We start from the raw sequence: 14,324 nt of genomic DNA, 5'->3' as shown, positions 1-14,324 counted from the left end.
GCTATTTTGAGTTCATTTCGAATTCACAAAATCTAGCTTTTCATATTGCGTTTTTAGATCTTTCAAAGCCCTAAAAATTCGCACCTTCACAGCACTTTCAGTAATCTCCAAGACTTCCGCTATATCCTGATATCGCATACCTTGATATTTGCTCAACACCAAAACCTCGCGTTTTTCAGGACTAAGTTTCCCAAGCGCCATTTGGAGTATATCCAACTGTTCTTTTTTGATTCTTTGTGCTTCTGCATTAAAATCATCTCTGAAATATTTATCCGTTACTTCTGGATCTTCTTTGTAACCCATTTTCTTTTGCTTCTTGTAATGATCGGCAAACAGGTTTCGAGCCATATGATACATCCAAGTCGTAAACTTGCCATCCCCCTTATAGGTGTGACTGTATTTCATCATTCGAACAAACACATTCTGCACAAGATCTTCGCTAATGGCGCCATCAGAGGTCAAACGATAAAAGAACCCGTATAGAGGCCTGTTATGGCGTTCGAAAAGCAAGCCAAGTTGATCGATTTGGCCAGCCTTGACCTTGAGCATTAATGTGTTGTCTGAGAGTGAATCCAATGTTTTGTTTTGAGAATTCAGTGGGGGAAACTGGTGCTTTTAAAAATGGTTACACGAGAATTTACATTTTTTTGTAAATAACTCATTCCCTTTGATTTAAGCTAAAAAAAGATGAACCACATAATTTTATATGCCAATCAGTATTTGTTTTTATGTGAGGAAACCTTAATTTCATACACCTATCAAATACTTTTAACACTTCAAAGAATGGATTGCTTAAGGTGCATCTAACTAATGCAAAACAGCCTTACGCAGTTATTTTCGAGAAAACCCAAATAACCAACCCATGGAATTGACAAGCGAACAACTACAAACTGAAATTGATGCCCTAAATAGCAAATTGACTGGCGACATGTTTGCCGATATGGACATTAAAGACGAAATCCACAACCTGACGATGAAGTTGAACGGCATTAAGCCAATGGACTCTCATTTCGAATGCGTTGGCTGTGGTAGCTAATTTATGAAAGCGCCTTTTTCAACCTTAAACTTAGAGCCTCTTCTGGCTCTTTTTTTATTCATAGGCCTATCTGCATGTCAGACCAAGCCTGAATACGTATCGACAGATTTACCAAAAGATGAACCTTTCTTAATTGTTTTAGGCGTAGCTCAAGACGCAGGTTATCCCCAGGCTGGGCAGCAGAAAGAATGGCAACTCATTAAAGAAGGAAAAGCAAGAAAAACTTACGCCGTTTCTTTAGGCTTGATCGATCCGATTACAAAAAAGCGCTGGCTCATTGAGGCAACCCCTGATTTTAAAGAGCAACTCCAACTGATGGATCAAGTATCGACCACAAATGCTTATCCGTACGATGGTATTTTCTTAACGCATGCCCATATGGGACACTATACAGGTCTAATGCACATGGGCAGAGAAGCCATGGGCACAAAGGCTACTCATGTATATGCGATGCCGAAAATGACTGATTTCCTTACCAATAATGGACCATGGAGTCAGCTAGTCACCCTTAATAACATCTTACTAAAACCTCTGGTAAATCAAGAAGCGACAGATTTAGGGTCTTTTAAAATCACACCTTATCTCGTACCTCACCGAGATGAGTTTAGCGAAACTGTTGGCTATAAAATAGAAGCTAATAGCAAGTCCATTCTGTTTATTCCAGATATAGATAAGTGGGAGAAATGGGATATTGATATAAAAGAACTCATTAAATCAGTAGACGCTGCGTTGTTAGATGCCTCTTTCTTTAAGAATGGGGAGATTCCTGGCCGAGATATGCGTGAAATTCCCCACCCTTTTGTTGAAGAAAGTATGGCTTTATTTGAAAGTCTCAGTCCTGAAGACAAAAGCAAAGTTCACTTCATTCATTTTAATCACACCAATCCTCTGCTTTTTCCAAACAGTCCAGAGCATAAATCTGTGTTAGAATCAGGTTACCAAGTGGCTAGAGAAGGACAAGTTTTTACCTTTTAATGTTTTATTCCCAAAATTGGATTGCTGGTCAAATATGAGACAGCATTATTGTGTAAACCTAGCAAAGGCGAGCATTAAAGCTATTGTTTAGAAAGGCATACGACTTGCATCACGAGTTTGAACTAAAAAACTAATGATGGAATTCGATTTCGAAAAATACTATGATCAAGCAGTAGAATTGATCATGCAGCGTGGCCCAAAAATTCTTTTGGCCATTCTAGTCTTAATTATTGGCTTAAGACTAATAAAGTTTGTCGTCAAACTACTCAACAAAACATTTGAAGCGCGAAATATTGACATTACGCTTCGTCCATTTATTTCAAACCTGATCAACTGGATTCTCAAGGTACTCTTGATAGTTACCGTTGCAGACATGATCGGTATAGAAAACACTTCATTTGTAGCCATAATTGGTGCGGCTGGTTTGGCCATTGGCTTCGCCCTACAGGGTACATTAGCAAATTTTGCAGGAGGCGTTCTCATCCTTATTTTCAAACCATTTAAGGTTGGGGACTTAATCGAAGGACAAGGGCATCTAGGCGTGGTTGAAGAAATTGAAATCTTTGTTACTAAAATTTTAACACCAGATAACAGGTTGGTGATTATTCCTAACGGAGCCCTTTCTAACGGTAGCTTAAAAAATCTTACTGCAAAAGATAGTGTTCGTGTTGACTTAACGATAGGAATCGCTTACGATGAGAATATTAAGGAGGCAAGAAAACTCTTACTTGATGTAATGAGCAAGCATGAAAAAGTGATTCAAGAACCTGCACCATTTGTAGGTGTTTCTGAACTTGCAGATAGTGCAATCAACTTGGCTGTTCGCCCATGGTGTAACCCTGCAGATTATTGGGATGTATATTTTGATATACTAGAAGGTTCTAAAGACGCGCTAGATGGTGCTGGCATTACGATACCATTCCCACAAAGAGATGTACACTTATATGAGCACAAGTCTTAAAAAGGTATTTAATTAAATAAAAGCCCCTTCTTATTATTAAGAAGGGGCTTTTTTTGAAATAGTGTAAACTAAGAGATGAAACAAGCGCTCATACTGAAGGAAGGATGACTGAAGAGTGCAAAAGCATAATTTTTGAGATTTTTCATTTTGCTCTGCTCCTTTCAAAATGACGATACGAAAAGGCATAAAAAAAGCGGTTCCGAAATTCGGAACCGCTTTTGATTTTATTAGCTCGGAGTAATTATCCGATAGATACTCTTTTGAAAGCAGAAACTGTCAAACCTTTGTTTACAGAATCTAAGTACTGCGCTACAGACTGCTTAGGCTCTTTCACGAATGACTGGCTTAGCAAAGTGTTCTCTTTGAAGAACTTCTGTAGTTTACCTTGTGCAATTTTATCAAGGATAGCTTCTGGCTTACCTTCTTGACGTGCTTGCTCTTTTCCGATCTCGATTTCTTTCTCAACAACAGTTGCATCAACACCGTCTTTATCTAAAGCAACAGGGTTCATAGCAGCAACTTGCATTCCTACATCTTTACCAGCATCTAAAACATCCGCATCACCAGCACCAGTCATAGCAACTAGTACACCTAACTTACCATTAGAGTGGATGTAAGAAGCTACTTTCTCAGCAGAAAGACGCTCGTAAGAAGTTACGTCAAGTTTCTCACCAATTTTTCCTAGTAACTCAGTTACTTTATCCTGAACGTTAAGTTCACCAAGGCTTAAAGCTTTAAGGGCTTCAAGGTCAGCAGGAGCGTTTGCCATTGCTGCGTCAGCGATCTCATTGCCTAGCGCTTGAAAGTCTTCGTTTTTAGCAACGAAATCAGTTTCGCAAGTAAACGCAATCATGATTGCACCAGATGCATCATCATTTGTTCTTACAAAAACAGAACCTTCAGTAGTTGCTCTATCCGCTCTTTTTTCAGAAAGTTTCTGGCCTTTTTTTCTAAGGAATTCAATTGCCTTATCGAAGTCGCCGTCAGCTTCTACCAATGCCTTTTTACAATCCATCATGCCGGCACCGGTCATTTGTCTTAGTTTGTTAACTTCTTGTGCTGTAATAGCCATTTTATTCGTTTTTTATTAATTACAGATTGGTCTAAACAAAAAATGAACATCGAAGCGAATCCAATGTTCAGTTTTGTATAAGCTTTTATCAATATTTATGCTTCTTGTTTATCAGTTGCCTGATCTACAGCTTTCTTTTCTTCTTCTGCCTTCTCTCTCTCCTTCTGCTCTTTATCTTCCTTACGAGAAGACAATCCTTCTTCTATTGCTTTACCGAAAGCATGTGTGATGATTTCAATCGACTTGAATGCATCATCATTACCAGGGATAGCAAAATCAACTTGAGTAGGGTCAGAGTTAGTATCGCATAGTGCAAAAACAGGAATGTTTAATTTCTTTGCTTCTGCTACTGCGATGTGCTCTCTTTTAACATCGATTACGAAAAGTGCCGCTGGAAGTCTTGTTAGGTCAGTAATACCGCCTAATAATCTTTCTAACTTCGCCTTTTCACGAGTTTTCATAAGACGCTCACGCTTTGCTAATACTTTGAAACTATCGTCTTTCATCAGCTTATCAATACCAGCTAATTTTTTCAACGATTTCCTCATTGTGGCAAAGTTGGTAAGCATACCGCCTAACCATCTTTCAGTTACAAATGGCATGTTCAATCTTTGCGCTTCTTCAGAAACGATAGCTCTCGCTTGTTTCTTAGTAGCAACAAACATCACTTTCCTTCCGGAACGAACGATGCTCCTAACAGCATTTGATGCTTCTTCGAGGCTGTTAAGGGTTTTATTAAGATCGATAATATGGATACCATTCTTCTCCATGAAGATGTAAGGTGCCATACGTGGATCCCACTTTCTCGTCAAGTGTCCAAAATGAACACCAGCATCAAGTAAGTCTTTGTTAGTAATTTTTGACATTATATAATTTGAAATTAATTCGAATTAACGTTTCGAGAATTGGAATGATCTTCTCGCTTTTCTTCTTCCTGGCTTTTTACGCTCCACCATTCTTGGGTCACGTGTCATGAAACCTTCAGATTTCAATGCTGGTCTAAACTCAGCATCAACTTCACAAAGTGCTCTTGAAATCGCCAATCTGATAGCTTCTGCTTGACCAGTTGGTCCGCCGCCATCAACATTGATTTTAAGATCGAAATTTCCTGCTTGCTCTACCTTTACTAAAGGTTGCTTCACAATAATTTCTAGAACATCTGAGTTGAAGTAATCTTGAACTGTTTTGCCATTCACTACAATATCGCCATTACCTGACTGCATATATAGTCTTGCTACAGATGTCTTTCTTCTTCCGATTGTATTTATTACGTCCATAGTAAGGATATTATAGTTCTACTGCTTTTGGTTGTTGAGCTTCGTGCGGATGCTCAGTTCCTTCATAAACAAATAGGTTAGTGAAGAGTGTTCTTCCTAATCTATTCTTAGGCAACATACCTCTAACAGCTCTTTCTACTAATAATGTAGAAGATTTCTCCATAAGCTGTCTTGGTGTAGTTGATTTTTGACCTCCAGGGTAGCCAGTGTAAGAGAAATAAACTCTATCAGTCCATTTCTTACCTGTCATCCTTACTTTGTCTGCATTAATAACGATAACGTTATCACCGCAATCAACGTGAGGCGTATAGCTAGGCTTGTTTTTCCCTCTAATAATCTTGGCTACTTCACTTGCCAGCCTACCTAATACTTTTGAATCGGCATCTACAACAACCCACTGCTTATCTGCAGTCGCCTTATTGGCCGATAATGTCTTATAACTTAGCGTATCCACTTCAGTATATTTTATTGACTTTTAATACTTTATTCAGTCCTCCCTTAAAAAGGGACACAAAGATAGAAGTTTGCTTTTTGAATTCCAACCCTAGTATTAATAATTCTTACACACTTTTCACTACTAAAGTCAGATCGTGTCAAATCAGGTTAAGAATGCATTAAAAGGCCCTTTTACTATCTCTTATTAATGCTTAATTGTTTGTATAGCACCCTTAAATCTTTTGGATATTCAGCCTCCACTGTTACTTTTTCTCCACTACTATCAAAAGTCAGTGCATTTGCATGTAAAGCGAAACGTTTTATCAGGGGTTGTTCCTCTGTATCTCGCTTCAACTTATAGTTCCTTTTAATTTGAGATAAGTATAAATCCTCGCCCCCATACATGTCGTCATTTATAAGAGGTGCATTCTTTTTAGAGAGGTGTATTCTTATCTGGTGCATTCTGCCAGTTTTGGGAACGCAAGACACTAACGAATGGTTTTTGAATAACTCCACGGTATTCAACGTTGTTTGCGCTGGCTTTCCAATAGCATAATCAATTTTAGTAACCCCTTTATTCAAGGCATAGATCGGTAAGTCGACAAGTTCATCCCTGAATTCATGAATTCCATTGACGAAGGCATGATACAATTTCTTAATTGTTCTATGTTCGAACTGAAGTGACGCGTGCCGATAGGCCTCTTTATCTTTTGCAAAAAGTATACAACCAGACGTTTCCTTGTCCAAGCGGTGGCATGCCGACAATGACTCACTGAACTTCTTAGCAAGCTTTTGAAGATTCATCGGATCATTCCTATCTTCTAAACTTGCCATAAAAGGCGGTTTATTGACGACTAAGAAGCTGTCGTCTTCATGGATTATTAAGGATTCGAATTTGATTTTCATGAAGGGCACAAAAGTAAGAAGATCTATTGATCTTCCGACATCATTTCAAGCTCAAGACGAGCTTCTTCTTCCATTTCCGCAGTACTTTGACCAATTGGTAGTTTAAAACTAAAAACAGAACCTTCATTGACGGTACTCTGAACACTTATAGATGTATTATGAGCCTCTAATACATGTTTTACAATGGCAAGACCTAAGCCGGTTCCTCCACTTTCTTTTGACCGTGATTTATCGACCCGAAAGAACCTTTCAAAAATTCTATCTATATCTTCTGGCGGAATACCAACTCCGGTATCTCTAACAATAACTTGGATAAAGTCTTGTTCAACATTAAATCCCACCTGGATATTTCCTTTATCGGTATATTTAATGGCATTCGATACAAGATTAACGAGAACACGATAAATTCTTATTGCATCAGCATGAACGAAAATAGGATTGGGATACTCCTCATCCATACGAATTTTGAGTCCTTTCTTTTCCACTTTATTCTCAAGCTGATCGATTACTTCTCTGGCCGTTGCAATGATATTAAAATGCTCGAAATGCATCTTGATTTCTCCAGTTTCAATCTGAGAAAGGGTCAGTAAATCATGTATTAGTGAATCTAAATTATCCAAACTCTTAGCAGCCCGTTTTAAAAAGCGTTTTCTAACACGTTTATCGTTTACGGCACCGTCTAATAGGGTATGAACAAAGCCTTGTGCAGCAAAGACCGGTGTCTTCAATTCGTGACTCACATCAGCCAAAAACTCTCGCCTAAAAACCTCTAGCTTCCTTAAATCTTCTATTTCCTTATTTCGATTTACACCATAGGTTAAAATCTCTCGGTTAATACGCTTTAAAGGATTGGTACTGGTAGAAGTATCATCTTGGTCGATAAAAGAGAAGTCTTTCTTTCTCATTTTATTCAACACCTTATATATCTCTCCTATTTCCTTAAATACAAGAAACTCGAAGGTGACGTATACAAGTAAATAGGTGGCTGCAAAGGAAAGCAAACCCGCTACGAGCAAGCTTTGCATTGAAACATCAGGTACCAGAGATAAAAATGCGGTAGTAACGCCAGATACAACAGCTGCTAGAATTAATGCTACAACTCTGGAATTGAATAACATGGTTAAGCTATATCGAACTTATACCCTACTCCTTTAACAGTAGAAATATATCCTTCACCAATTTTCTCTCTTACTTTTCTAATGTGAACGTCTACAGTTCTGGCCAAAACATATACATCTGTTCCCCAAATATTTTGGAGTAACTCATCTCTACTAAAAACCTTGTTGGGGTGCTGCGCTAAAAAGTAAAGTAATTCGAATTCCTTTTTCGGAAGGGTAAATTGATCATCACCAATACTCACTGTGTAACTTGATCGGTCTATCGTAAGGTTTCCAGCCACAATCTGTGGTTTCTTCTTGCTGCTCTTGCTTTCCTTTCTGAAAAGTGCACTGATTCTACTCATAAGTGCACGAGGCTTAATGGGCTTTGTGATATAATCGTCGGCACCAGCTTCAAATGCTGCAACCTCAGAATATTCTTCAGTTCGGGCAGTTAAAAAAGTAACGTGCGCGTCGGACATATCTGGGAGCTCCCGAATTTGACGACAGGTTTCCACGCCATCTTGTTGGGGCATCATTATGTCTAACAAAATAAGGTCTGGGCTGAATTTCTTACAGATTGAAACTGCCTTCATACCGTCTTCTGCTGTTTCTACTTCATAGCCTTCCTTCTTCAAGTTGTATTTTAGAAGTTCTAGAATATCTAGATCATCGTCTACAACTAGTACTTTTGGAGATTGCTTACTTGTCATGGATTTTGCTGTTATTAAACAAAGATATACGAATTATATCCTTGTGTACAACAATTTTTAAATCACTGAACAATGGCCATTGGATGCTTCAGGTTTTGTGCCTTCTTAAGTTCCACTTTTAGATACCCTACGTAGATTTTAGCCTGAAATTTGAGAGGGATTTTATTCAAATCGTCCGACAGCCAAACTTTTAATGTATTATCTTCTTCAAAAAGGCTATCCTTTTCAATAATAGGTACAAGTACAACTGACTTCACCTTGCCAAACTTGGTTTTAATCACCTCTCGACCGGTAAATTTCACTCGGAATGGCTGCTCTTTTTCATCAAAAAAGGTTGAAACAGTGATAATTTCACCGATTTTCAATTTATCGAAATCAATAGACCTTAAATAATAATACCCTGTAACCATGTCTTGCACATGATGTGGAATGGCGTACTCTTCTCTTTTTTCTAACTTCTTTGTTTCCTTATGTAGTTTAGTGACTAGTACAGAGTCTTTATCATGATCGAAGTATAAAATCTCATTCTTTCGAAATCTGCCTTCTCTTATATATCTGTAAAACTGCTGAGGAATTAACTGAGTAGTATCGTAATAGGTACCCCAATTATCTCGAACTGGTGAGAATAGATCGAACATACCTGAAGTTTTCGCATTGATATCGATTTTCCATGTTGGCCGATCATTTACAGAATAAATGATATTGCTCACGTTAAATGATACTTCAGCGGCTTTAATAAAACCAATTGACGCTTTCATTTGGAGAAATTCTCCAGATTGAAATGGCATATCTTTGGTCAGCTGATAGTCTTGACTAAAGCCTAAGTGAAATAGGATAAGAATGTAAAAACAAAAAATACTCTTCCTCATACTCAATTTTCTGCCAAGGGTGACAAACGCCGTACCAGATTTATCATAACGACGGAAAGCGCTTTTTGAGATCTTCTAAATACGCTAGCAGATCGCTGCCATACTTGTCTCTGAATTCTGCTTCTAATTCGTCTTGTTGGGAGTTATATCGAAGCAGCGACATAAAGAAAGTATTATTTGGCGTAAAATCATCGAAATAGGTCATATAACGCTTAGACTTAAACGGAACCTGTCTGAAATCTACTTTAATCTGTTCAATCATATCATCTTTTAGAGTCTGCTTTTCCGATAACGCTATTTCTCCCATGTTTCTATATAAGGAATCTAACTTTTGAGATGCTCCCAATAAATAGGTTCTAAACAGTACCTCATCCTTGTTACTCGCAATAAAGCCAATCACCTCTTCGCTATCCTTACCATACTTTTCTTCTAAAAAAAGCACTGCACCTTTATCACCTATAAAGGAGGCAAGGTTCTCATTAAAGGTTACAGAGTCTTTAACGAACAACGTACCGTGAGTTAGTTCATGTATAATCAAACTAGCTAAATCTCCTTCCGACCTGTTGAGCATATTCGAAAGCACGGGATCTTTAAACCACCCAAGAGTAGACCAGCCTCCAGCCGTTCTAAGTCCTACATCTAACCCCTCCTCTTCTTTTATTCTGTTAGATTCTTCTACTGCCTTCTCTCTTACAAAGTATCCTTTGTATGGAAACTTACCCACAAATGGGAATTTCCAAGTTCTAGGCTTGAAGAAAAATGGATCACAGGCGGTAACCACAAACATGGAAGCCTTTCCTTCTTGATCGAAGATGGTAGAATAGTTTTCGGAAAAATTTATACCGAGTTTTTCAAATGCAAACTTTTTAGACTCTAGAATTACCTGAACCTTCTTTTTTTGCTCCGCTGTAGTTGTCGAGTCAGAAAGGAATTCTTCTAACGGAACTGACTGGTTTACAACCTTTAATTGTCCACGAAGTTGCATCATTCCATAGTTGACCAATTCAAATTGCCAAACCACAAAAACAACAATTAAAACTGCCAGTGCAATGCCTACTTTTTTTAAGATTTTCTTCACCTTCATCTAATACGAAAATTAGGGATAATGGATGGTTGTGTATTGAACTCTTTACCACTATCTTCACAAACTATTCAAGATAAAATACCCCATAAAGATGAGTGAGAATTCCGAAAAATTAAAGGCATTACAATTAACTATAGACAAGCTTGAAAAATCTTACGGCAAAGGTGCTGTAATGAAGCTTAGTGATAACAAGGTAGAAGACTTACCATCAATCCCCACCGGTTCTCTTGGATTAGACATTGCACTCGGTATTGGCGGTATTCCTAGAGGTAGAGTCATAGAAATTTATGGCCCAGAATCTTCTGGTAAAACCACTTTAACGATGCACTGTATAGCCGAAGCACAAAGAAAAGGCGGATTAGCCGCTTTTATTGATGCTGAACATGCTTTTGATAAAGGTTATGCTGAAAAACTCGGTATTGATACTGAAAATCTACTAATCTCTCAACCCGACAACGGTGAGCAGGCTTTAGAGATTGCTGAGCATTTAATCAGATCAGGTGCATTAGACATTATTGTAATTGACTCTGTAGCTGCACTGGTGCCTAAAGCAGAAATAGAAGGCGAAATGGGCGATAGCAAAATGGGGCTTCAAGCACGATTGATGTCTCAGGCTTTGAGAAAACTTACTGGTACTATCAATAAAACTGGGTGTGCATGTATTTTCATTAACCAGCTGAGAGAAAAAATTGGTGTAATGTTCGGCAACCCTGAGACAACAACGGGTGGTAATGCGTTGAAGTTTTACGCTTCAGTAAGACTTGATATCAGAAGAATAGGTCAGATCAAAGAAAGTGCTGACAACATAATGGGTAACAGAACTCGTGTTAAAGTGGTTAAGAATAAAGTTTCTCCTCCATTTAAAGTAGTTGAGTTCGACATTATGTATGGTCAAGGAATTTCTAAATCTGGGGAAATACTCGATATCGGGGTTGAATTTGAAATCATCAAAAAAGCAGGCTCTTGGTTCTCTTACAATGGCGAAAAACTTGGTCAGGGTAGAGATGCTGTTAAAAGGTTAATCGAAGACAACCCTGAACTAGCAGAAGAATTAGAAACCAAGATTAAAGCAGTTATCAACGGAGATGTAGAAGCTGCACCAGCAGAATAAGACAATAGTCTTGCAAAAATTTGCCATCATAGTAGCAGGCGGAACTGGATCACGCATGCAAAGTGAGTTACCCAAGCAGTTTATAGAACTTGCCGGAAAACCCATTTTGATGCACACTATTGAAGCTTACTACTTTGATGACATTGAAATAATTCTTGTACTTCCGGTAAATGAATTAATCCAATGGAAAAATCTTTGCATTCAGCATAACTTTAAAATCCCTCATACAATATCAGAAGGTGGTGCAACGCGCTTCAATTCTGTTAAAAATGGACTCTCGGAAATAAATAGTTCTACGGGAATAGTCGCAATTCATGACGGAGTAAGACCGCTGATCAAAAGATCTATCATTAAGCAGTCTTTCCTCATAGCTGAAGAAAAAGGTAATGCCATTGCAGCAGTAGCTTCCAAAGACTCATTAAGGGAAATTACATCGACTGGAAACAAATCGGTTGACAGATCTACCTTTCAGCTTATCCAGACGCCCCAAACCTTTAGAACCGAACTAATTACAAAGGCTTTTGAAACAGAAGAACTAAGTACCTTCACCGATGATGCTTCCGTATTAGAGCACTTTGGGGAAACCATCAATCTAATTGAAGGTGATTACCGCAATATTAAAATCACAACTCCCGAAGATTTATTGATCGCCGAATCTTTATTCAGCCATAACTAGGCACTTGAATTCAGTAAGATTTTCCCTATCTTATTGCTCTAATTTTTTAACATGAAACGCGCCTTTATAAACACCTCTTTCTTGGGGCTTGTTTTTCTTTGCCTTCTATCCTGTAATTCTAAGGAAGATGAATGGATTCAGCTTTTTAACGGGAAAGACCTTGACGGATGGACACCAAAGATCACAGGTTACGATGTCGGCGAAAACTACGGCAATACATTCCGCGTTGTTGACGGCCTTCTTACTGTTTCATATGACAAATACTATCGTTTTGAAAATCGATTTGGCCATCTTTTTTATAAAGATAAATTCTCAGATTACTTGTTAAGAATTGAATACCGTTTCATCGGCGAACAAGCAGAAGGTGGCGAGCAATGGGCATTGAAGAATAGCGGAGTTATGCTCCACGCTCAATCTCCAGAATCCATGAATAACCAGCAAGATTTCCCAATTTCTTTAGAAGCTCAATTTTTAGGTGGCTTAAACAATGGAGAAAGACCAACCGGTAGCCTTTGCACTCCTGGCACACATGTAGATATTGACAATGAGTTTACGGAAAGACACTGCATAACTTCCAATGCACCTACTTTTCACGGAGAAGAGTGGGTAACAATCGATATTTTAGTTAGAAACAATCAAGAAATCGCACATATAATTGAAGGCGATACGATTATAAAATATACCAACCCTATCATAGGAGGTGGGGTAGTGAATAACTTTAAAGAATCAGCTAAAGCGGATGGTAAAGAATTAAAAGAAGGTTTTATAGCGCTGCAAAGCGAAAGTCACCCGATACAATTTAGAACGGTGATGCTTAAAGACCTTTCAAAATAATCGCTGAGCATTTTTAGATCAGCAAAGACTACTAAAACTAATAACTATGAGTTTAAATAATTCAATTAACAAGAGTAGGCTATTTACGGCAAGTTGCATGGCTTTGACGGTTACGTCAATGACCTTTGCCATTAGAGCAGGTATATTAGGCCAACTCGGTACTGATTTTGGACTAACGGACACCCAACTTGGTTTCGTTAATTCAATGGCATTTCTTGGTTTCCCAATCGCTACAATAATAGGCGGATTGATTTATAACACCTTTGGCCCTAAGAAACTGATGCTTGTGGCATTCATTTCTCACATCATTGGTTTAGTACTCACAATTTTCGCAGGTGACTTCTGGACACTACTTATTTCTACTTTCTTTATTGGTTTTGCGAATGGTACTGTTGAAGCGGCTTGTAACCCTATGATTGCCGATATGAATAGTGGCAATAAGACTACTATGCTAAACAGATTCCATGTCTGGTTCCCAGGTGGCATAGTAATCGGGTCATTGGCTTCTAAATTTATGACTGATTTTGACCTCGGTTGGCAACTTCAGATTGCCTTGATGTTAGTTCCTACTTTGATTTATGGATACCTTTTCTTCGGACAGACTTTCCCTGTAAACGAGAGTGCCGAAAACAACACTTCTAAAAATATTAAGAGCCTAGTATCACCACTGTTCCTATTTATGGTGATTTGTATGACTCTTACTGCTACTGCAGAACTAGGTACACAACAATGGGTAGAAAGAATACTTGGAAACACTGGAGCTAGTCCAATGCTTATCCTAGCACTGGTTACTGGGTTAATGGCCGTCGGAAGGTTCTTTGCAGGTCCAGTTATTAAAAGATTCAATCCTGCAGGCGTATTGTGGGGCTCGTCAATCATTGCAACACTTGCCATCTACCTCATGAGTTCGGCAACTGGTGGAATGGTCTATGTAGCAGCTATCCTATTTGCAATTGGCGTAATGTACTTCTGGCCAACAATGATCGGTTTTGTTGGTGAATATGTTCCAAGTACCGGAGCACTTGGCATGTCGCTTATTGGTGGTGCAGGTATGTTTGCTACCAGTATTTGGCAACCTGTTATTGGAGGTTGGTTAGATGCTGAACGCGCTGTAGCCATAGATGCGGGTATGACATCAGAAGCTGCAGAACTTGCAGCCGGACAAGCCACATTAGGCAACATTGTTTATTTCCCAGCCATACTTGTGGTGTTATTTGGCCTATTATTTTTAAACCGAAAGAAAATAGAGAAACAAAGAGTACCTCAAACACACTAAGA

The 14,324-nt window shown here is 38.5% G+C and carries 17 protein-coding genes; 7 read left to right on the top strand and 10 right to left on the bottom strand.

Annotated elements, in window-relative coordinates; genetic code table 11:
• Positions 1–12: 12 nt before the first annotated feature.
• Positions 13–549, bottom strand: coding sequence for an RNA polymerase sigma factor (locus JXQ92_RS14395; protein ID WP_421987320.1), 537 nt, complete (start codon positions 547–549; stop codon positions 13–15).
• Between the two features lie 313 nt (positions 550–862).
• On the opposite strand from JXQ92_RS14395, the gene JXQ92_RS14390 reads away from it, so the two are divergent.
• The 3 genes from JXQ92_RS14390 (at position 863) to JXQ92_RS14380 (ending at position 2,972) form a co-directional block, all read left to right on the top strand.
• Entirely contained in the window at positions 863–1,036 is a 174-nt protein-coding gene (locus JXQ92_RS14390; RefSeq protein ID WP_421987319.1) for a hypothetical protein, read from the top strand.
• Positions 1,037–1,039: 3 nt separating this feature from the next.
• On the top strand, positions 1,040–2,011 hold the full coding sequence (locus JXQ92_RS14385) for an MBL fold metallo-hydrolase (protein ID WP_421987318.1): 972 nt from the start codon (positions 1,040–1,042) through the stop codon (positions 2,009–2,011).
• A gap of 133 nt (positions 2,012–2,144) precedes the next feature.
• Positions 2,145–2,972 (top strand): mechanosensitive ion channel family protein, encoded by an 828-nt coding sequence (locus JXQ92_RS14380; protein WP_421987317.1) that lies wholly within the window; start codon positions 2,145–2,147, stop codon positions 2,970–2,972.
• Positions 2,973–3,213: 241 nt separating this feature from the next.
• Here JXQ92_RS14380 and tsf read toward each other — a convergent pair whose 3' ends face one another.
• From tsf to JXQ92_RS14335, 9 genes are all read right to left on the bottom strand, one after another.
• Entirely contained in the window at positions 3,214–4,044 is an 831-nt protein-coding gene (gene tsf / locus JXQ92_RS14375) for a translation elongation factor Ts (RefSeq protein WP_421987316.1), read from the bottom strand.
• 95 nt (positions 4,045–4,139) lie between these two features.
• On the bottom strand, positions 4,140–4,910 hold the full coding sequence (gene rpsB, locus JXQ92_RS14370) for a 30S ribosomal protein S2 (RefSeq protein WP_421987315.1): 771 nt from the start codon (positions 4,908–4,910) through the stop codon (positions 4,140–4,142).
• A 24-nt stretch (positions 4,911–4,934) separates the two neighbouring features.
• Complete coding sequence (gene rpsI, locus JXQ92_RS14365) at positions 4,935–5,321, bottom strand: 30S ribosomal protein S9 (protein ID WP_421987314.1); 387 nt, start codon at positions 5,319–5,321, stop codon at positions 4,935–4,937.
• Between the two features lie 10 nt (positions 5,322–5,331).
• A complete protein-coding gene (gene rplM / locus JXQ92_RS14360; RefSeq protein WP_421987313.1) occupies positions 5,332–5,775 on the bottom strand; it encodes a 50S ribosomal protein L13 in 444 nt (147 codons plus the stop codon).
• 176 nt (positions 5,776–5,951) lie between these two features.
• Positions 5,952–6,662 (bottom strand): RluA family pseudouridine synthase, encoded by a 711-nt coding sequence (locus tag JXQ92_RS14355; protein ID WP_421987312.1) that lies wholly within the window; start codon positions 6,660–6,662, stop codon positions 5,952–5,954.
• 23 nt (positions 6,663–6,685) lie between these two features.
• Complete coding sequence (locus JXQ92_RS14350; protein WP_421987311.1) at positions 6,686–7,780, bottom strand: sensor histidine kinase; 1,095 nt, start codon at positions 7,778–7,780, stop codon at positions 6,686–6,688.
• Positions 7,781–7,782: 2 nt separating this feature from the next.
• Positions 7,783–8,472, bottom strand: coding sequence for a response regulator transcription factor (locus tag JXQ92_RS14345; protein ID WP_421987310.1), 690 nt, complete (start codon positions 8,470–8,472; stop codon positions 7,783–7,785).
• A gap of 62 nt (positions 8,473–8,534) precedes the next feature.
• Positions 8,535–9,341, bottom strand: coding sequence for a DUF3108 domain-containing protein (locus JXQ92_RS14340; protein ID WP_421987309.1), 807 nt, complete (start codon positions 9,339–9,341; stop codon positions 8,535–8,537).
• A 43-nt stretch (positions 9,342–9,384) separates the two neighbouring features.
• Positions 9,385–10,425, bottom strand: a complete 1,041-nt coding sequence (locus JXQ92_RS14335; RefSeq protein WP_421987308.1) for an aminopeptidase — start codon at positions 10,423–10,425, stop codon at positions 9,385–9,387.
• A gap of 91 nt (positions 10,426–10,516) precedes the next feature.
• Here JXQ92_RS14335 and recA point away from each other — a divergent pair, with 91 nt between their 5' ends.
• Genes recA through JXQ92_RS14315 form a run of 4 tightly spaced genes read left to right on the top strand, consistent with a single transcriptional unit; the run spans position 10,517 to position 14,322 of the window.
• Positions 10,517–11,536, top strand: coding sequence for a recombinase RecA (recA, locus tag JXQ92_RS14330; RefSeq protein WP_421987307.1), 1,020 nt, complete (start codon positions 10,517–10,519; stop codon positions 11,534–11,536).
• A 10-nt stretch (positions 11,537–11,546) separates the two neighbouring features.
• Positions 11,547–12,212, top strand: coding sequence for a 2-C-methyl-D-erythritol 4-phosphate cytidylyltransferase (locus tag JXQ92_RS14325; RefSeq protein WP_421987306.1), 666 nt, complete (start codon positions 11,547–11,549; stop codon positions 12,210–12,212).
• A 51-nt stretch (positions 12,213–12,263) separates the two neighbouring features.
• Positions 12,264–13,046, top strand: a complete 783-nt coding sequence (locus JXQ92_RS14320) for a 3-keto-disaccharide hydrolase (RefSeq protein ID WP_421987305.1) — start codon at positions 12,264–12,266, stop codon at positions 13,044–13,046.
• Between the two features lie 46 nt (positions 13,047–13,092).
• A complete protein-coding gene (locus JXQ92_RS14315; RefSeq protein WP_421987304.1) occupies positions 13,093–14,322 on the top strand; it encodes an MFS transporter in 1,230 nt (409 codons plus the stop codon).
• The last annotated feature ends 2 nt before the right edge of the window (positions 14,323–14,324 follow it).

This window comes from Roseivirga sp., assembly GCF_049099775.1.
Classification (GTDB): domain Bacteria; phylum Bacteroidota; class Bacteroidia; order Cytophagales; family Cyclobacteriaceae; genus Roseivirga.
This window is presented reverse-complemented; position numbering and strand designations above follow the sequence as displayed.